An 18,094-nucleotide genomic window follows, 5' to 3' on the forward strand; every position below is an offset into this window, starting at 1 on the left:
ATCACCGCACCGCGTGCGCGGTCTGCTGCGAATCCGTCATTGCAGCAGCGTCGACATCACGCCAGGCCTGCGGCCGCACCTTGTCGCCGGCGGCGAATTTCTGGAACCCCTCGACCACGACCATGTCGCCGGCCTTGAGGCCTTCGGTCACGAACCAGTGGCCACCCTGCAGCGAGCCGGTACGCACCGGCTGCACCGCGACGAGGTTGTCGTCCTTGACGACGAACACCTCGCTGCCGCCGCCACCGTTGCGCTGGATCGCCTGCTGCGGCACGGCGATCGCGTCCGAGTCGATGCCCTGCTCGATCAGCACGCGGACATACATGCCCGGCAGCAGGATGCGATCGGGATTCGGGAACTCGCCGCGCAGGGTCACCTGCCCGGTATGGGCGTCGACCTTGGCATCGGAGAACAGCAGCTTGCCCGGTATCGGATAGATCGAGCCGTCGTCGAGCACGAGGCGGACCTTCATCGCGTCCGACGCAATGCGGTCGAGGTCACCGCTCTCGAAGGCGCGGCGCAGCTGATTCATCTCGGTGACCGACTGCTGGAAGTCGGCATAGATCGGATCGAGCTGCTGGATGGTCGCAAGGCTCGCGGCGTCGTTCTGCACGACGAGCGCGCCCTCGCTGACCAGCGCGGCACCGATGGTGCCGTCGATCGGCGCGCGGATCGTTGCATAATCCAGATTGAGCTTGGCACGCGCGACATCGGCCTCGCGGCCCTGCACGTCGGCTTCGGCCCCCTTCAGGGTTGCGATCGCCTTTTCGTTCTCGGCTTCCGGCGCTGCGCGCTGGCTGGTCAAGGTTGCGATGCGGCGGGCCTGCAGCGTAGCCTGCTCCTGCACGGCCTTGGCGCGCGCCAGCGCCGCCTCGGTCGATTGCAATTCGACTTCGAACGGGCGCGGATCGATCTGGTACAAGGGATCGCCGACCTTCACCTCGCTGCCCTGATGGAACATGCGGTTCACGACGATGCCCGAGACGCGCGGGCGCACCTCGGAAACGCGGGTCGGCGCGATACGGCCCGGCAGCTCGCGCACCATCGCGCGCGCCTGCGGCTTCACGGTGACGACACTGACGTCCGGCTCGGGTGATGCTTGTACGGCGGCGGTTGCAGTACTCGGCTCGTCGCAGCCAGCAAGCAGTGGCGCCGTCACGGCCAGCATCAGAGCAATGCATGCCGATTGCGCGCGAAGTCCAGACATTGAGATGATCGCCCCTGTGGGTTGTAATAAACAAACGGCGGCGTCACACCGACACCGCTTCTGTTGCTGAAAGTAAAACCCGCTTGCTGCGATGCAAAGCGTTTGTCAGGCGGCTCAATGTCACACAAACCTATCGCACTGATTTCGCGGCACCTTTTAGCGAGTCACCGGATTGTGAGCGGGTTCCATCGCAGGCTGTGGGAATGCATTAACGACTGCGTGAGCGGGAATAGGCCAATTGCCTGCGCAGGAATGCCGCACATCGCAACATCGGCGAACGAATCACCGGTCACGGCACTTGCCTCACCCGATGGTGCGTGCGGCCCGCACGCGATCTGCTGACCGGACCGGCTTCGGCGCCAATGGTGATGCGCGGACTGGGCTGAAAGCTGGGCGAAGCGGCAGCAACCCGCCCGGTTTCAACCCAAGGTTCTGCGCGCCCGCTTTGGATTCGGCTTTCCTCACTCCGCCGCTGTGCCATATTGCTGGCAGATGCGGCCTTCGCGAACGGATGATCCGGCAATGCCCCCTTCCCGCTCCGATATGGAGATCGAACTGAGCAAACTGTCCTCGCCCCGGATCTTCCTGGTGCGGATGCTGGTGTTCCTGGTGCTCTGCGGCCTGGTCGGGGTCGTGCTGTACAAGCAGATCGTCACCGCCTTCTTCGCCAATCCCGGGCTGAACGCCCTGATCGGCGCGGTGCTCTTGATCGGCATCATCCTGGCGTTCCGCCAGGTGATCCGGCTCTATCCCGAGGTCGCCTGGGTCAATAATTTCCGCATCGCCGATCCCGGGCTTGCGATCGACCGCCGCCCGAAGCTCCTTGCCCCCATGGCCGCCATCCTCGGCGGCGAGCGCTCGGGCCGGATGTCGATCTCGCAGCAGACCATGCGGCATCTGCTGGATTCGATCGCGACCCGGCTCGATGAAGCCCGCGATATCTCGCGCTACATGACCGGCCTTTTGGTGTTCCTCGGCCTGCTCGGCACCTTCTGGGGCCTGATCGAGACGGTGGGCTCGGTCGGCAAGGTGATCGACGGGCTCAAGGTCGGCGGCGATTCCGGCGCGCTGTTCGATACGCTGAAGGAGGGGCTGGCCGCCCCGCTCGGCGGCATGGGCATCTCGTTCTCGTCGTCGCTGTTCGGCCTCGCGGGCTCCCTGATCCTCGGCTTCCTCGATTTGCAATCGAGCCAGGCCCAGAACCGCTTCTACACCGACCTCGAGGACTGGCTCGCCACCACGGTGCGCGGCATTTCCGGCGACGAGACCGGCGTCACCGGCGACATGCAGGGCGCGATCGACCGTCTCCGCACTGCGCTGGAGGAAGGTGGCGGCGGCGGCGGCCGCAACACCACGGCCGCGATGGCCAATCTCGCCGAGGCGATCCAGGGGCTGGTTGCGCATATGCGCACCGAGCAGCAGATGATCCGCGAATGGGCCGACGGCCAGGGCGAGCAGAACCGCGAGATCAAGCGGCTGCTCGAGCGCCTCGCCCGCCAGCCCGAGAAGAGTTGAGGCGCGGAGGCCTGTGTGCTTGACCACGTGACCATCGGCATCAGCGATATCGAGCGATCCAAGGCGTTCTATGACGTAGCCTTGCGTTCGCTCGGCATCAGCCGCCTGTACGCCGAAGGAACGGAGTTCGCGGGTTATGGCGTTGGTCCGAAGGCGTTCTTCTGGATCGGCCGGCGCGACACGCCGCAGACCGGCGCCCACATCGCCTTCACCGCAAGCGATCGCGCCACTGTCGATCGCTTCTACGAGGACGCGATCAGGGCCGGTGGCAGGGACAATGGACGGCCCGGCATTCGACCGCACTATCATGCAAACTACTACGGCGCCTTCGTGCTCGATCCCGACGGCCACAACATCGAGGCCGTCTGTCATGCACCGCAGGACTGACCGCGTCAGAGCCTGTTCCGTTCCGATGAAGTCGGAACGGGGCTCTGGATTCTTGTTTTGACGCGTTTTCTTCACGCGAACCGGTATCCACTTCGCTTGAAAACGCTCTAGATAAAGGGAAACCGAATGGCCCTCGCCCGCTCGCGCCGCAGCGAATCCGGCTTCAACTACTGGCCCGGCTTTGTCGACGCGCTGTCGACGCTGGTGCTGTCGATCGTGTTCCTGCTGTCGGTGTTCCTCGTGGTGCAGTTCTTCCTGTCGCAGGAGGTCACCGGCAAGGACAAGGCGCTGGAGCAGCTCACCGCTAAGATCGCCCAGCTCAACGAGCTGTTGTCGCTGGAGAAGCTCTCCAAGCTGACGCTGGACGACCAGGTGTCGCAGCTCCGCGCCGGGCTCGCCTCCGCCGAAGGCGAGCGCGACCGCATGAAGGGGCTCTATGAGGGGCTCGCCAGTTCCGGCACCGACGCGCAGGGCCGCGCCAACGAGCTCAACAAGGCGCTGGAGTCCGAGAAGAGCGTGTCGTCGCGCGCGCTGGCGCAGATCGAGGTGCTGAACCAGCAGATCAGCGCGCTGCGCCGCCAGCTCGCCGCGCTCGAGGAAGCGCTCGACGCCTCCGAGAAGCGCGACAAGGAATCGCAGAGCCGGATCGCCGATCTCGGCTCGCGCCTCAACGTCGCGCTGGCGCAGCGGGTGCAGGAACTGTCGAAATACCGCTCGGAGTTCTTCGGCCGGCTGCGCGCGATCCTCGGCAACCGCCCCGACATCCGCATCGTCGGCGACCGCTTCGTGTTCCAGTCGGAAGTGTTCTTCGACACCGGCCAGGCGCTGCTGCTGCCGGAGGGCAAGACCGAGCTCGACACCGTGGCCAATGCGCTGATCGATCTGGACAAGCAGATCCCTGCCGAGATCGCCTGGGTGCTGCGGGTCGACGGCCATACGGACGTGCGGCCGATCAACAGCCCGCTGTTCAAGTCGAACTGGGAGCTGTCGTCGGCACGCGCGATCTCGGTGGTGCAATATCTGGTCTCGCTCGGCGTGCCCGCGCAGCGCCTGGTCGCCGCCGGCTTCGCCGAATTCCAGCCGCTCGACGCCGCGCAGACCGAAGACGCCTACAAGCGCAACCGCCGCATCGAGCTGAAGCTGACGGAGAGGTAGTTTGCTGGCGCCTGGCCAATCAGTCGTCATTGCCAGGCTTGACCCGGCAACCCATCGGAAAAGAGTCGTTCGAAGTAGCTGGATGCCCGGGTCAAGCCCGGGCATGACGTTCGTGTTTCGATGAGCCCTTCTTTCCATCTCCGCTCCTATCGCGCCGCGGATGAAGACGCCGCCATCGAGCTGTGGCGGCAGACCTGGCAGCAGGCCTATCCGTCGATCGACTTCGACGCACGCGTGGCATGGTGGCGCGAGCGCTGGCGCAACGAATTGGTGCGCGATGCCGCGATCGTCGTCGCGGAAGCGAGCGGCGCGCTGGCCGGCTTCGTTACCATCGACAAAACCGGCTATCTCGACCAGCTGGTGGTCGATCCCGCGCACTGGGGCTCGCCGCTGGCGAGGGCGCTGCTCGACGCAGCCAAGCGCCTTGCGCCTGAAGGCATCACGCTGCTGGTCAACAAGGACAACGCCCGCGCCATCCGCTTCTATGAACGCAACGGCTTTGTGCATGCCGGCGAGGACGTCAACCCGACCTCGGGGCGGCCGGTGCTGAAGATGGCGTGGAGATCGTAAAAAATCCTGCGCGCATCGCTGATCCATCCGTCGTCCTGGCGAAAGCCAGGACCCATAACCACCGCCTTCGGTGATGAACGGGATCGCGGCCCCAGCGTCGCGCAACAATTGAGATTTGGGGTAATGGGTCCTGGCTTTCGCCAGGACGACACCGAGAATGTTGCGCGACTTGTGAGTCATGCACTCGCATCCTCGCGGCGCGCTTCGCCCGAGTTTTGGATCTCGTTCCGCCCTCTCTTGAACAGAGGGCGCAGGGAAAGCCGGGTGCCGATCGCACCCATGGGCCCCGAGCAAAAGGTAGAAAGCTCGGGGGTAGGACCACAGGTGTAACCGGAAACACTCCGGCTTTCCCAGCGCGATGGGTTACGGCTTATTTCGTGCTCTCCCCGGCGAGACTGGGCTTGTTTGTCACCGCCTTCACAAAACGCAATTGCGTCTTACAAGGGGACACCGGCCACTAGGGCGTCAGGACCACACGACTTCACCGTCCGCTTCACATGCGTTCGTCGCTCGCATGATCAGCGTCCACCGCATCCCACACCGCGTTCGTGACGATCGCGAAGCGCCCCTCGATCGGGTGAGACCGGCGAACCATACACCGAGTTTCATTTCTGATAAAGCGAAATATTTTCGCTGAAGGGTCTTGCGCCGTCGGGCAACTCAGTGGCGCGCGCGCGTGAGGGACGCACGGGCGGCAGGGTTCCCTCTCCCCTTGCGGGAGAGGGTTAGGGAGAGGGGTGCCACACGACGAGTTCTCTCCGTATCGTCGCGGCGACAAGCGGAACAAGTTGCGAGAGCGATGCACTCATCGATCATCTCGCCCGGGGCCACCCCTCTCTCCACCCTCTCCCGCAAGGGGAGAGGGAGCCTGAGACAGTGCTCACCTCACTTTCACTCCGCGACATGCGAAGCGTGGCCTCGGACTGACAGACGAACTCCCCCTTAGCGTCCAACCATCTGTTGCAGATGCTCCGGATATCGCGCGCCCTGCACCTCGATCGCGGCCAGCGCCGTGCCGATCTCGGCGAGATCGGCGGACGTCAGCTCGATCCGCGCGGCGCCGATGTTCTCGCCGAGGCGATTAAGCTTGGTGGTGCCCGGGATCGGCACGATCCACGGCTTTTGCGCGAGCAGCCAGGCCAGCGCGATCTGGGCCGGCGTGGCGCCCTTGCCGGCGGCGATCCGGCCGAGCTGATCGACCAGCGCCTGGTTGGCGCGGCGGGCTTCCGGCGAAAAGCGCGGCACGAGGTTGCGGAAGTCGTCGCTTGCGAACGTGGTGGACGCGCTGATCGCGCCGGTGAGAAAACCTCGGCCGAGCGGGCTGTAGGGCACGAAGCCGATGCCGAGTTCCTCCAGCACCGGCAGGATCTCCGCTTCCGGCCCGCGCTCCCACAGCGAATATTCGCTCTGCAGCGCCGTGACCTTCTGCACCGCATGGGCGCGGCGGATGGTCTGTGCGCCGGCCTCCGAGAGGCCGAAATGCCGGACCTTGCCGGCGACGATCAGGTCCTTGACGGTGCCGGCGACATCCTCGATCGGCACCGCGGGATCGACCCGATGCTGATAGAACAGATCGATGACATCGGTCTTCAGCCGTTTCAGCGAGGCGTCCGCGACCGCCCTGATGTGCTCGGGCCGGCTGTTCAGCGAACGGTGCCGCTCCGCCATGGAGCCGATATCGAATCCGAATTTGGTCGCGATCACGACATCGTTGCGGAACGGCGCCAGCGCCTCGCCGACCAGTTCCTCGTTGACGAAGGGGCCGTAGACCTCCGCGGTATCGAAGAAGGTGACGCCGCGCTCGACGGCGCCACGGAGCAGCGCGATGCCGGTTGCGTGGTCGACCGCTGGACCATAGGCGAAGCTGAGGCCCATGCAGCCGAGCCCGATCGCCGATACCTCCAGATTGCTGTTACCGAGTTTACGTTTCTGCATGTCGTCTCTCCGCATCAAGGACTGGAACCTGCCGCTGCGGCATTTAGGGCGTGCACAGGCGCGCCATTAGACGTAAAAATCGGGATGGACTTATGAGCCGGATTCATCAATGCCGCGGCATGACGTCAACGACCTGATCGCCTTCCTCGCGGTCGCGCGCGACCGCAGCTTCACCCGCGCCGCGGCAAGGCTCGGCGTCTCGCAATCGGCGCTCAGCCACACCATGCGCGCGCTGGAGGAACGGCTCGGCGTGCGGCTTCTGACCCGCACCACGCGCAGCGTCGCGCCGACCGAGGCCGGAGAGCGGCTGCTGCAGGGCGTCGGTCCGCGCTTCGAGGAGATCGAGGCCGAACTCGCCGCGCTCAACGCACTGCGCGAGAAACCGGCCGGCACCATCCGCATCAACGCCGGCGAGCACGCGGCCGAGACGATCCTGTGGCCGGCGCTGGAAAAGTTTCTGCCGCGCTATCCCGACATCAAGGTCGAGCTGACTGTCGACAACGGGCTCGCCAACATCGTAGCCGAGCGTTTTGACGCCGGCGTCCGCCTCGGCGAACAGCTGGCCAAGGACATGATCGCGGTGCGGATCGCGCCGGACTTCCGCATGGTCGTGGTCGGTGCGCCCACTTACTTCAAGCGGCGGGAGCGACCGAAGCGGCCGCAGGACCTGACCCAGCACGCCTGCATCAACATTCGCCTGCCGACCCATGGCGGCATCTATGCCTGGGAATTCGAGAAACGCGGACGCCCGATCAAGGTCCGCGTCGACGGACAATTGGTCTTCAACAGCACCGCACTGCGGATCAAGGCGGCGTTGGCCGGACTTGGGCTTGCCTATATCGCCGAGGATCAGGTGCAGGCGCAATTGGCCAAGGGTCAGCTGGTCCAGGTGCTCGACGACTGGTGCGCGCCATTTCCCGGCTATCACCTCTATTATCCGAGCCGCCGGTAATCCTCACCGGCCTTCGCGCTGCTGGTCGACGCGCTGCGCTATCGGGGTTGATCGTGAATTGCAGCGCGCCGAGTGCGCTCGACACGGATAGTTTCTTCGCAGTTGACGCGGCTGCCGGGAACGCAACCAGCATGGCCGACGTTATTGACACGCAATCTTGAGAGCCTGCTTGACGGCTTGGCGGATGTCTCGTCTCCGTCACAGCTCTATATACAGTGCAGCCTCACCGCCTGATCTCGGAGTAGCGCATGCTCAGGAACAAATTCGCCATCATCATCGCCGCCGGCCTCGTGCTCGCGCCGGCCCAGCTTCTCGCGCAGAGCGCGGGCGGCAGCCCGCTGCCGCCCAGGCCCGGCGACCGGGCCGCGCCGTCGGGCGGTGTCGGTGGGAGCGCGCTTCCGACCCAGACCGGCCAGCGCGTTGCACCGTCGTCCGGCAGCAGCGCCGGCAGTGCGGCACCGGCCGTTCCGGGAGGCTCGATGGGCACGACCGGCAACGCATCAACGGGACGCTGAGGCGCGCTTGCGCGAGCCGCCGAGGTCGCGGCGATACGATCGGCGATTTGCTTCGCTGAGCCGGTCGAATACTGATCGATGAATGCTAGATAACGCCGGCCGGCTCCGCAGCCGGTTCGGCCGGCTCAGGCTCCGCCGTTACGAATTTGAGCCCGTAGGTCTTGCCGCGTCGCCACACCACCTCGCATGGATAGCGCTTGGCGTGATCGGCGAGCAATGTCAGCGCGAGGCGGTCCTTCACCTCGAACTCGACCTCGGTCGTGATCTTGGCGCCGCCGGGCGAGATGTCGACCACGGCGCAGGCGCTTTCGGTCGCGCCGTCATCGACCGTGATCCAGGCCGCACGATTGTTGAGCTGGCGCCGCGGCTCGCGACTGACCTTGATCCGTGCTCCATTGGTCGCCATCGTCGTCGTCCTCGAAGACATTGGGGACCGGGCGCGTCGATCGACACCCCCGGCACGCAACCGCACGGGCCACCATGCCGTCCCCCCGTAAAGTCCGGCTTAGCGCGATCGCTTGAACTTTACCGGAATCTTGACGTGGCTTTTAGGCAACCGGGATTCTGTAATTCCCTCAGCATGATACCGGCCGTATCGGCGGCCGTCGGCTTGACACGACGACTGCATAGTTGGTCAAGTGGCGGCCGTGGCTTTGGCCACATCCCTGCAACAAGAGCGCTTCAAGCCGCCCCCCTTTCTGACGGAAACACCCATGCTGATCCCCTTAGCCGACGTGCCGCGCTGGTATGCCGAACGCAAACCTGCAGATGCGATCGCCGTCAGTCACGGCGCTGAAGCGCTGACCTGGCGCGAGCTCGAGCGCCGCGCCAATGCGCGGGCGCGGGCGTTCGCCGCCAAGGGCGTCAAGCCCGGCGACTTCGTCGCGATCGGGCTGCCCAACAGCAACGCATTCTTCGAGACCTCCTTTGCGGTGTGGAAATGCGGCGCGACGCCGACCTCGCTGTCATGGCGGCTGCCGCGCGGCGAGGCCGCCGCGGTGCTCGAGATCCTGAAACCGTCATTGGTGGTCGGCGGCGAGGCCGACTGGAATGCGCCGAATTCGCTGCCGGTGAATTTCGTGCCGGAGGGATTTTCCGGGGAACCGCTCGATGCGCCGGTCGCGCGCTACTGGAAGGCGATGACGAGCGGCGGCTCGACCGGACGGCCGAAGGTGATCCTCGATCACAACCCCGCCGTGATCGACACCACGACGCCGCCGCTGCTCGGGATTCCGTTTGAGGCGTCGCTGCTCAATCCGGGGCCGCTCTATTACAACGCGCCGTTCATCCTGTCGCATTCCGCGCTGTTCGGCGGCGGGCGGCTGACCGGCATGGTGAAGTTCGACGCCGAGGAGACGCTGCGGCTGATCGAGCGCGAGCGCGTGCAATGGGTCAACTTCGTGCCGACCATGATGCACCGGATCTGGGCGCTGCCCGAGGAGGTGCGCAAGCGCTACGACGTCTCCAGCCTGCAGATCGTGTTTCACATGGCAGCTCCGATGCCGCCCTGGCTGAAGGAGAAGTGGATCGAGTGGCTCGGCCCGGAACGGGTCTGGGAGCTCTATGGCGGCACCGAGCGGCAGGGCGCCTGCGTGATCTCCGGCGTCGAGTGGATGGCGCACAAGGGTTCGGTCGGCAAGATCGGCGAGACCGCGAAGCTCCGCATCATCGGCGAGGACGGCAATGACGTCGCGCCCGGCGAGACCGGCGAAATCTACTTCCTGCCCAATGACGGTGCCGGCTCGACCTATCACTATCTCGGCGCGGCACCAAAGCGGCGGCCGGACGGCTGGGAATCGCTCGGCGACATCGGCCGGCTCGACGAAGAGGGCTATCTCTATCTCGGCGACCGGCTCGCCGACATGGTGCTGCGCGGCGGCGCCAACATCTATCCGGCCGAGGTCGAGGCCGCGGTCAGCGAACATCCCGAGGTGCGCTCCTGCGTCGTGGTCGGTCTGCCCGATCCGGAATTCGGCCAGCGCGTGCATGCGATCCTCGAACTCGCCGACAGCGCCGACGCGCAGCAGATCGCCGACGGCATGGCCGATTTCCTCAAGGACCGGCTCAGCCGCTACAAGCATCCGGAGAGTTTTGAGCGCGTCGGCACTGCGCCGCGCGACGATTCCGGCAAGGTCCGCCGCACCATGCTGCGCGACGAGCGCGCCGCCTGGATCAAGGAGAACCGCGCCTTCCGCATCATGCCGGCGCGCGCATCGGCGAGAACGGAGTAGCGCCTTGGCTTACCTCGCCCCGCTTGCGGGGAGAGGTCGGAACGCATCGTGAGATGCGTTCCGGGTGAGGGGGTACAGGTCTCACGGCGTTCACAGTGGCGGAAGCAGCCCCTCACCCCAACCCTCTCCCCGTGAAGAACGGGGAGAGGGAGTTTCAGCAAACTCGGTTTGAGAAACATTTCACTATACTACATTCTGAGGTAGTATCACGGATCGGCAGGCGCCGCTGACCGTGGCAGGTAGTCCCATGTCTTTTCGCAGTGACAACAAGGCGTTCGAGGCCTGGCTCGCCGGACAGTGCGACGTCGTCAGATCCGACATCGCCTACAAGCACGACCGGATGCGCAAGAGCGCGTTCATCTTCCTGCGTGCGACCTATTTCCGCTGGGCGCGCAAGATCGGCGACTGGTGCCCGGAGCTGATGGATGGGCCCGCGGTGCTCTCGGTCGGCGATCTGCATCTGGAGAATTTCGCACCTGGCGCGATGCCGACGGACGGCTGGTGTGGGGCGTCAACGATTTCGACGAGGCCGCCGTGATGCCCTATGTGCTCGACCTGGTGCGGCTTGCGACCAGCATCCGGCTCGCGCCGCGCCCGGCGATCAGCGCAAGTGAGGCGGCTGCCGCGCTGCTCGACGGCTACCGCGAAGGGCTCGACGATCCGCAACCAGCGCTGTTGTTCGAAGGCCAGACCTGGCTCAGGCCCTACGCCGAACCGGATGAGGCGAAGGTGAAGAAATTCTGGAAAGACGTCGCAGATTATCCGACCGCAGCGCCGCCGCCGAAGATCGCTGCAGCGCTGCGCGCGAGCCTGCCGCGCGATGTCGCGCGCAACAGCATCCGGCTGTGCCGCATCCTGCGCAAGGGCGGCGGCGGCCTCGGACGGCCGCGCTATGCGGCGATTGCCTATTGGCGCGGGGGCCAGATCGTTCGCGAGGCGAAGGCGCTGGTGCCGTCGGCATGGAGCTGGGCGCATGGCAGCCGCGCCCGCAGCGCGCCTCACTTCATGGCACTGGCAACCGGACGGTACCGGGCGCCGGATCCGTTCCTGCATCCTCGTCACGGCTTCATCCTGCGCCGCATCGCCGCCGATTCCCGCAAGATCGAGCTCGGCGAGGATGCCGGACGGAAGCTGCAACGCAAGCTGATCAAGGCGATGGCCTATGATCTTGCATCGATCCATGCAGCCGGCACATCCCGGGTCAGCCGGTTGCAGGAAGACCTCAAGCGGCGGCAGCGAAAACAGCGCAACTGGCTCGATGCCGCCGCCGAAATCGCCGAGGCCAAGGTGCAACGCGATTTCCGGGAGTGGCGCGGCTGAGCCGATGCTGAACGCGCGGGCAGCCGCGTGCCCGATCTGGCGTCTCGATCATCCGCCAATTGACTGTTATAAATCACGGAAGCGGACGACAGTCCGGACCGTGATCTTTTCGCCTCGCACGGCGTTATCGACGACGCATTTGCGACCCTGCGGAGACCTCCATGCCCTCCACCACCGAATGGAAAGTGCCACCGGCCTTTCAGCCTCGCCCCGAAGATTACCGCTTCGATCTCGATCGCGCGCTGATGAGTGTGGTCGGCCTGCATTCGATCATTCCGCCTGACGCCTTCAGCGCCGAGACGCTCGGCACCGAGCGCGCCGGCAACGGCGTGCTGATCGACGACGGGCTGGTGCTGACGATCGGTTACCTGATCACCGAGGCCGCAACGGTGTGGCTGCATCTCGGCGACGGCCGGGTCGTTGAGGGCCACGCGCTCGGTTTCGATTTCGAATCCGGCTTCGGTCTGGTGCAGGCGCTCGGCCGGCTCGATCTCGCTCCGCTGCCGATCGGCCGGTCCGCGGCAACGCGGGTCGGCGACAGTGTCGTGGTCGGCGGCGCCGGCGGCCGCACCCGCTCGGTCGCGAGCCAGATCGCGGCGAAGCAGGAATTCGCGGGCTATTGGGAGTACCTGCTTGACGAGGCGCTCTTCACCTACCCGTCGCATCCGAACTGGGGCGGCACCGGACTGATCAACACCTCCGGCGAGCTGATCGGCATCGGCTCGCTGCAGCTCGAACGCGAGCGCTCGGGCCGCGCCGAGCATGTCAACATGATCGTGCCGATCGACCTGCTCAATCCGGTGCTCGACGATTTGCGCAAGTTCGGCCGCGTCAACAAGCCGGCACGGCCGTGGCTCGGCATGTACACGACCGAGATCGACAACCGCCTGGTGGTGGTCGGCATCGCCAGCAAGGGTCCGGCGGCGCGCGCCGAGCTAAAGACCGGCGACGTCATCATCGCGGTCGACGGCGAGAACGTGACGAGCCAGACCGCGTTCTATCGCAAGCTCTGGTCGCTCGGCACGGCCGGCGTCGACGTGCCGCTGACCGTCTACCACGAAGGCGTCACCTTCGACGTGACGCTGACCTCGATCGACCGCATGAAGCTGTTGAAGGCGCCACGGCTGCACTAGAGCAATGAGGCCTGCATCATTATCACCGCGGGCTCGATCCACCTCTCCCGCTTGCGGGGGAGGTCACATCGCATCGAAGATGCGATGTGGGTGGGGGCTCTATCCACTCAAAGGCTCTCGCCCGCGGCGATACCCCCACCCCAACCCTCCCCCGCAGGCGGGAGAGGGGGCGCAGCTCCCGCGCGGCGACGGAATCTGATCTAGCAACCAAGAAGGACATCGGCGATGAGCGAGGCCGTGGTTGATAACATCGTGGCCGTGCTGCCGCCGCTGTTGCAGACGCTGGAATCGCTGTCCTTTGTCGCGCGCAATCTCAACCCGCCGGACTTCGATCGCGTGATGCAGATCGCGGGCGAGCCCGATGAGACCTTGCAGGCGGTGCGGCCGCTTCTCGCCGGATGGCCGGAGAAATTCGACCACATCAAGACCGCGCTTGAAGCTGCGATCGATGCGGCGCTCGCCGGCTATGCGGGCCTGCGCGCGGTGCAGAACGGCGAAGGCGATCTGGTCAGCGTGTTCCGCGCGCTGCGCTATCTGCCGCGGGCGCAGGAGGCGCTCTATCCCTTGACCGAGTTGCCGCCGGTAAGCCACTTCTTCCTCGCGCCCGACTTGCGCGAGGATGCCGGGCTGCAGGCCAGGCTCGCGGCCACGCCAAACGATAACACCGGCATTTTCCATGAGCGCAACGAACCGGGCAGCCGCGGCGGCTTCTCGATGTATGTGCCGGAATATTACACGCCTGATCGCGCCTGGCCGCTGGTGATGGCGCTGCATGGCGGCAGCGGCAACGGCCGCGGCTTCCTGTGGAGCTGGCTGCGCGACGCGCGCAGCCGCGGCGCCATCCTGGTGGCGCCGACCGCGACCGGCCAGACCTGGGCGCTGATGGGCGACGACACCGACACGCCGAACCTCAACCGCATCATCGACCAGGTGCGCGAACGCTGGCGCATCGACGAGACGCGCATGCTGCTGACCGGCATGAGTGACGGCGGCACCTTCAGCTATGTCAGCGGGCTCGACGGCGCGTCGCGCTTCACGCATCTTGCGCCGGTTGCGGCGACCTTCCATCCGCTGATGGCTGAGATGGCCGATGCTGACAGGTTGCGCGGCTTGCCGATCTTCATCACCCATGGCCGGCTTGACTGGATGTTCCCGATGCAGACCGCGCGGCAGACCCAGGGCTTGCTGTCGGCCGCCGGCGCCAAGGTCGTCTATCGCGAGATCGACGATCTCAGCCACACCTATCCGCGCGAGATCAATGCGGAGGTCTTCCGGTGGCTGAACGGCGAGCGCACCGACGGCGCTTGAGGGACTCTCTCCCCGTCACCCTGAGGAGCGCGAAGCGCGTCTCGAAGGGTGCACGGCCCGGCTGCGGCTGCGCGGCTCCATCGGGGCCGTGCATCCTTCGAGACGCGCGCAAGAGCGCGCTCCTCAGGATGACGGTGATGGACGGAGCCGCGCGGGCGCTATCCTGGATTCAGCGCGGACAACGTCACTGGTTATCTCGCGGCTTGAGCAGGTCGGAGAAGCCGACCCGGTGCAGCATCTCGTTGCGGACCCGGTCGATCACGCCGAAGGCAACCTCGGCACCGTCCTGGGTCGGATCGATGTGGACGCGGAACGGCCGCTTGCCGAACGGCGTGTCGACGACCTCGACGATCGCATCAGCAACCGACCCGGCGTCGGCATCCTCGGGCACGATCGCCGCGAACGCCTTCATGATCTCCTCGCCGAAGCCGGCATAGGGACCCGCTTCGTATTCGGCCACGCGCGCCTGGTCGGCGGGACGGCCGGAATGCGCGAAGTGGTTGGTGCCGCCGGTGAAGGCGCCGGGCACAATGATCGAGGTCTCGATGCCCCAGCGCGTGAGCTCACGAGCATAGATCACCGCCATTGCATCCATGCCGGCCTTCGCCGCGAAATACGGCGCGAGATAGGGCGGCGTGCCGCCGGCCGAGCTGCTGCTCGACACCCAGACCACAAGTCCCCTGCCCTGCTTGCGCAACTGCGGCAGCGCCGCGCGGTTGACGCGCTGGGTCGAGAGCACGTTGACGTCGTAGAGCTCGGCGATCTGTTCGGGCGTGAACGCCTCCGCCGGGCCGAACACCATGTGACCGGCATTGTGGATGACGACGTCGAGACGGCCTTCTTCAGCGACGATTTGCGCGATCGCCGCATCAACCGAGGCCTGCGAGCCGACATCGAGCTCGAGCGCGCGCAGATCGACATTGTTGTCCATGGCGAACTCCTCGATATCGGCGACCGCGGCGGCGTTGCGGCCGGTGGTGTGGCGCATCGAGGCGTAGACAATGTGGCCGGCCCTGGCGAGCGCGTTGGCGGTGAGGCGGCCGAAGCCGCTTGAGGCGCCGGTGATGATGATGACTTGTTTCATGACAAATATCCTTGTGAAGTCGATTGAGTGCGCGTTGGGTGAAGGTGTGCGAGCGTCAGACCAGGCCGCCATTGGCGCGCAGGGTCTGGCCGTTGATCCAGGAGCCGTCGGGACCGACCAGGAACGACACGGCGTTGGCGACGTCGTCGGGCGTACCGAGCCGCTCCAGCGGGACCATCTTGGCGAAGCGGTCGATCAGTTCGTCCGACTTGCCGTGCAGGAACAGGTCGGTCGCGGTCGGGCCGGGCGCGACTGCATTCACGGTGATGCCGCGGCCGCGCAATTCCTTGGACAGGATTGCGGTCAGTGACTCGATCGCCGCCTTGGTCGCGACATAGATGCCGTAGGTCTCGAGCCTGGTGCCGACGACGCTGGTCGAGAAGTTGACGATGCGCCCGCCGTCGCGCACTCGGCGCGCCGCCTCGCGCATGGTGTTGAAGCTGCCCTTCAGGTTCACCGCGACCTGCTGGTCGAACGCAGCATCGTCGCTGTCGGCGATCTTGCCGAGCTTCATGATGCCGGCATTGTTGACCAGCACGTCGACGCCGCCGAACGCCGCCTCTGCCGCGTCGAACATGCCGCGCACCGCATTGGCATCGCTGACATCGGCCTTCGCCGTCAGCGCCCGGCCGCCGGCGGCTTCGATCCTGTCGGCCACCGCCTGGGCGGGCTTGGCATCGCCGGAGTAGTTGATGACGACGGTGAAGCCGTCCCTGGCGAGGCGTTCGGCAACCGCAGCGCCGATCCCGCGCGAGGCACCCGTCACCAGAGCTACCTTGTTGGTTTGGTTCGTCATTTTCAGTCTCCCATTAGGTTGTGCGGCCGGGCCGCGTTCGATGGGAGGACGCTACGTATTGGCACTCACCGGATAATCATGCATCTTTCGGCATCACTATTCGTAAACTTCGGACAATAACATGGACCGCTTCGACGCCATGCGCGTGTTCACCCGGGTGGTGGAGCGGCGCAGCTTTTCGCTGGCCGCCGACGATCTCGGGCTACCGCGCTCGACGGTGACGGACGCGGTGAAGGGGCTGGAGGCGCGGCTCGGCGTCCGCCTGCTCGAACGCACCACGCGCACGGTGCGCCCGACGCTCGATGGCGAGGCGCATTACCGCCGCTGCCTGTCGCTGATCTCGGACCTCGAGGATGCCGAGGGCGCGTTCGGCGGCGCGCGGCCGAAGGGGCTGCTGCGGCTCGAAGTGCAGGGCACGCTGGCGCGGCACTTCCTGCTGCCGAACCTGCCGGGCTTCCTCGCCGAATATCCCGATATCGAAATCAACATGAGCGAGAGCGACCGCTGGGTCGATTTGATCCGCGAAGGCGTCGACTGCGTGCTGCGCTTCGGCCAATTGCCCGACAGCGACATGGTCGCGCGGCAGGTGACGATGCTGGAGCGGCTGACCTGCGCCACGCCGGATTACTTCGCGCGCTTCGGCATGCCGACCGATCCGTTCGCACTCGACGGCCATCGCATGATCGGCATCCGCTCGCTGACGACGGGACGCGTGCGGCCGATGGAGTTTCTGATCGACGGCGCGCTCAAGCAATTTCCGCTGGCCGCGCCGATGTCGGTGACCGGGCCCGAAAGTTATCTCGCGAGCGCCAGGCTCGGCCTCGGCCTCGTGCAGGTGCCGCGCTTCCACGCCGAGACCGATCTCGCCAACGGCACGCTGGTGCCGGTGCTGCAGCAATGCCCGCCGCCCTCGGTGCCGGTATCCCTGCTCTATCCGCGCAACCGCCAGCTCTCGCCGCGGGTTCGCGTGTTCATCGATTATGTGATGCGGGTGTTCGCGCGGGGCTGATGGGGAGCCACACGCCGTTTAACAGAGCCCGGTCTTCAGATGGAGTTCGGGCAACTCGCCTACGCGATCTCGCGCGTTCGAAAGGATATTGCGGTCGGCAACGGTCAATGAGTTCAGATCTCCATCGCCAAAGAATCCGATTGCCCGCAACACCTGCGCGGGCTCGCCGTGAAACATCTTCTTGAACCCGCTCAAGGCTGTCGGCAACGAAGCGCCCGCGGACAACATTGCAGCAATATCCCGGTAATCCTTGGCCTCGGCGCGGTCCAGCGTCGCCTTGAGCTTGGTCGCCATCAGATCGTCGAGCGACGCGACGAGCAGCACGCCATCGGAGGTCTGAAGCGGGTCGTTGATTCGGCCGAGCTTTAGGCCGCCAAAGAACGAAACCTTGACCGGGCCTGAAGGCGTCTCGGCCAGCACGACCAACGTGTCCGGCGCATCCTGCAGGATCGCAGCGCCGGCGACGAACGCGAATTCGGCGCGAAGTCGTCCTTTGTCGAGGTGCTCGGTGCAGAAGAAATCGAAGTCGAGCGATTCACGATGACCAAGCTGGAGTGCAACGGCCGTCCCCCCATACAGAACGAACTTCATTCGTTGCGCCGAAGTGAGGTCCGGCCATATCTCGCGTTGCGCGGCCGGAAGGATATCAAGTCGCGGCTCAAACTGCGGCATGGAATCCCCTGCGGGGAGCCCTGTCCGGAATTGCCGAGCGGGTGGCAAATGTCAGCCGGCCCCGCCAGAATTCCCACGAACGATCATTGATCCAGCCCGGCTCGGCGTGGCGCATGATCTCGACGAGACGGGCCTGGCCGACTGCCTCCTCAAGCAAAAGAATGTCGTCGTATGTTCCGAGATTCATCGTCTGGGCGATGACGCGTTCTTCGGAAAATGGCCGTCCGTCCACCGGCCTCCACCACAAATATTTGCGGCGAAATTGCTCCAACAGATCGCTCGGTAAGCCTGTTGCCGTCATGGCC

General features: G+C 65.5%; 17 protein-coding genes and 1 pseudogene. 11 read left to right on the plus strand and 7 right to left on the minus strand.

All coding sequences use genetic code 11. The annotated features are described in order from the left end of the window. Window position 1: 1 nt before the first annotated feature. The gene (locus tag V5279_RS38540) at window positions 2-1,207 is read right to left on the minus strand and encodes an efflux RND transporter periplasmic adaptor subunit (RefSeq protein ID WP_338692122.1); all 1,206 of its coding nucleotides are present in this window, start codon (window positions 1,205-1,207) and stop codon (window positions 2-4) included. A gap of 522 nt (window positions 1,208-1,729) precedes the next feature. Here V5279_RS38540 and V5279_RS38545 point away from each other — a divergent pair. The 4 genes from V5279_RS38545 (at window position 1,730) to V5279_RS38560 (ending at window position 4,834) form a co-directional block, all read left to right on the plus strand. After that, window positions 1,730-2,722 (plus strand): flagellar motor protein MotA, encoded by a 993-nt coding sequence (locus V5279_RS38545; RefSeq protein ID WP_166298977.1) that lies wholly within the window; start codon window positions 1,730-1,732, stop codon window positions 2,720-2,722. 15 nt (window positions 2,723-2,737) lie between these two features. Next, window positions 2,738-3,109, plus strand: a complete 372-nt coding sequence (locus tag V5279_RS38550) for a VOC family protein (RefSeq protein WP_338692123.1) — start codon at window positions 2,738-2,740, stop codon at window positions 3,107-3,109. Between the two features lie 126 nt (window positions 3,110-3,235). Beyond that, window positions 3,236-4,264, plus strand: coding sequence for a peptidoglycan -binding protein (locus tag V5279_RS38555; RefSeq protein WP_338692124.1), 1,029 nt, complete (start codon window positions 3,236-3,238; stop codon window positions 4,262-4,264). A gap of 120 nt (window positions 4,265-4,384) precedes the next feature. After that, window positions 4,385-4,834, plus strand: coding sequence for a GNAT family N-acetyltransferase (locus tag V5279_RS38560; RefSeq protein WP_338692125.1), 450 nt, complete (start codon window positions 4,385-4,387; stop codon window positions 4,832-4,834). A gap of 942 nt (window positions 4,835-5,776) precedes the next feature. Here the strand turns inward: V5279_RS38560 and V5279_RS38565 are convergent. Beyond that, window positions 5,777-6,769 carry an aldo/keto reductase gene (locus V5279_RS38565; protein ID WP_338692126.1) on the minus strand — a complete coding sequence of 331 codons (993 nt, stop codon included), beginning with the start codon at window positions 6,767-6,769 and terminating at the stop codon, window positions 5,777-5,779. Window positions 6,770-6,878: 109 nt separating this feature from the next. Here V5279_RS38565 and V5279_RS38570 point away from each other — a divergent pair, with 109 nt between their 5' ends. Next, window positions 6,879-7,721, plus strand: coding sequence for a LysR family transcriptional regulator (locus V5279_RS38570; protein WP_338692127.1), 843 nt, complete (start codon window positions 6,879-6,881; stop codon window positions 7,719-7,721). A gap of 248 nt (window positions 7,722-7,969) precedes the next feature. After that, window positions 7,970-8,236, plus strand: a complete 267-nt coding sequence (locus V5279_RS38575; RefSeq protein WP_166298983.1) for a hypothetical protein — start codon at window positions 7,970-7,972, stop codon at window positions 8,234-8,236. Window positions 8,237-8,321: 85 nt separating this feature from the next. Here the strand turns inward: V5279_RS38575 and V5279_RS38580 are convergent, their stop codons facing one another. Beyond that, complete coding sequence (locus V5279_RS38580; RefSeq protein WP_338692128.1) at window positions 8,322-8,642, minus strand: PilZ domain-containing protein; 321 nt, start codon at window positions 8,640-8,642, stop codon at window positions 8,322-8,324. A 307-nt stretch (window positions 8,643-8,949) separates the two neighbouring features. Between V5279_RS38580 and V5279_RS38585 the strand changes: the two genes are divergently transcribed. The 4 genes and pseudogenes from V5279_RS38585 to V5279_RS38600 all read left to right on the plus strand — a co-directional run bounded on the left by V5279_RS38585 (window position 8,950) and on the right by V5279_RS38600 (window position 14,228). Further along, the gene (locus V5279_RS38585) at window positions 8,950-10,467 is read left to right on the plus strand and encodes an AMP-binding protein (protein ID WP_338692129.1); all 1,518 of its coding nucleotides are present in this window, start codon (window positions 8,950-8,952) and stop codon (window positions 10,465-10,467) included. Between the two features lie 340 nt (window positions 10,468-10,807). Continuing rightward, window positions 10,808-11,787: pseudogene (locus V5279_RS38590) on the plus strand (DUF2252 family protein). Between the two features lie 161 nt (window positions 11,788-11,948). Further along, complete coding sequence (locus tag V5279_RS38595) at window positions 11,949-12,920, plus strand: S1C family serine protease (protein WP_338692130.1); 972 nt, start codon at window positions 11,949-11,951, stop codon at window positions 12,918-12,920. A 225-nt stretch (window positions 12,921-13,145) separates the two neighbouring features. Next, entirely contained in the window at window positions 13,146-14,228 is a 1,083-nt protein-coding gene (locus tag V5279_RS38600; RefSeq protein WP_338692131.1) for a phospholipase, read from the plus strand. A 184-nt stretch (window positions 14,229-14,412) separates the two neighbouring features. Here the strand turns inward: V5279_RS38600 and V5279_RS38605 are convergent, their stop codons facing one another. Further along, on the minus strand, window positions 14,413-15,312 hold the full coding sequence (locus V5279_RS38605) for an SDR family oxidoreductase (protein ID WP_338692132.1): 900 nt from the start codon (window positions 15,310-15,312) through the stop codon (window positions 14,413-14,415). A 55-nt stretch (window positions 15,313-15,367) separates the two neighbouring features. Continuing rightward, the gene (locus V5279_RS38610) at window positions 15,368-16,108 is read right to left on the minus strand and encodes an SDR family oxidoreductase (protein ID WP_338692133.1); all 741 of its coding nucleotides are present in this window, start codon (window positions 16,106-16,108) and stop codon (window positions 15,368-15,370) included. 121 nt (window positions 16,109-16,229) lie between these two features. On the opposite strand from V5279_RS38610, the gene V5279_RS38615 reads away from it, so the two are divergent. Beyond that, window positions 16,230-17,117, plus strand: coding sequence for a LysR family transcriptional regulator (locus V5279_RS38615; RefSeq protein ID WP_338692134.1), 888 nt, complete (start codon window positions 16,230-16,232; stop codon window positions 17,115-17,117). A gap of 18 nt (window positions 17,118-17,135) precedes the next feature. On the opposite strand, the gene V5279_RS38620 is transcribed toward V5279_RS38615, so the two are convergent. Together V5279_RS38620 and V5279_RS38625 are read right to left on the minus strand one after the other, a co-directional pair. After that, a complete protein-coding gene (locus tag V5279_RS38620) occupies window positions 17,136-17,789 on the minus strand; it encodes a nucleotidyl transferase AbiEii/AbiGii toxin family protein (RefSeq protein ID WP_166298991.1) in 654 nt (217 codons plus the stop codon). Further along, a complete protein-coding gene (locus V5279_RS38625; RefSeq protein ID WP_338692135.1) occupies window positions 17,776-18,090 on the minus strand; it encodes a hypothetical protein in 315 nt (104 codons plus the stop codon). The genes V5279_RS38620 and V5279_RS38625 overlap by 14 nt, the downstream gene beginning before the upstream one ends. Window positions 18,091-18,094 lie beyond the last annotated feature (4 nt).

Origin of the sequence: Bradyrhizobium sp. 26S5 (assembly GCF_036923295.1) — a bacterium.
Lineage (GTDB): Bacteria > Pseudomonadota > Alphaproteobacteria > Rhizobiales > Xanthobacteraceae > Bradyrhizobium > Bradyrhizobium septentrionale.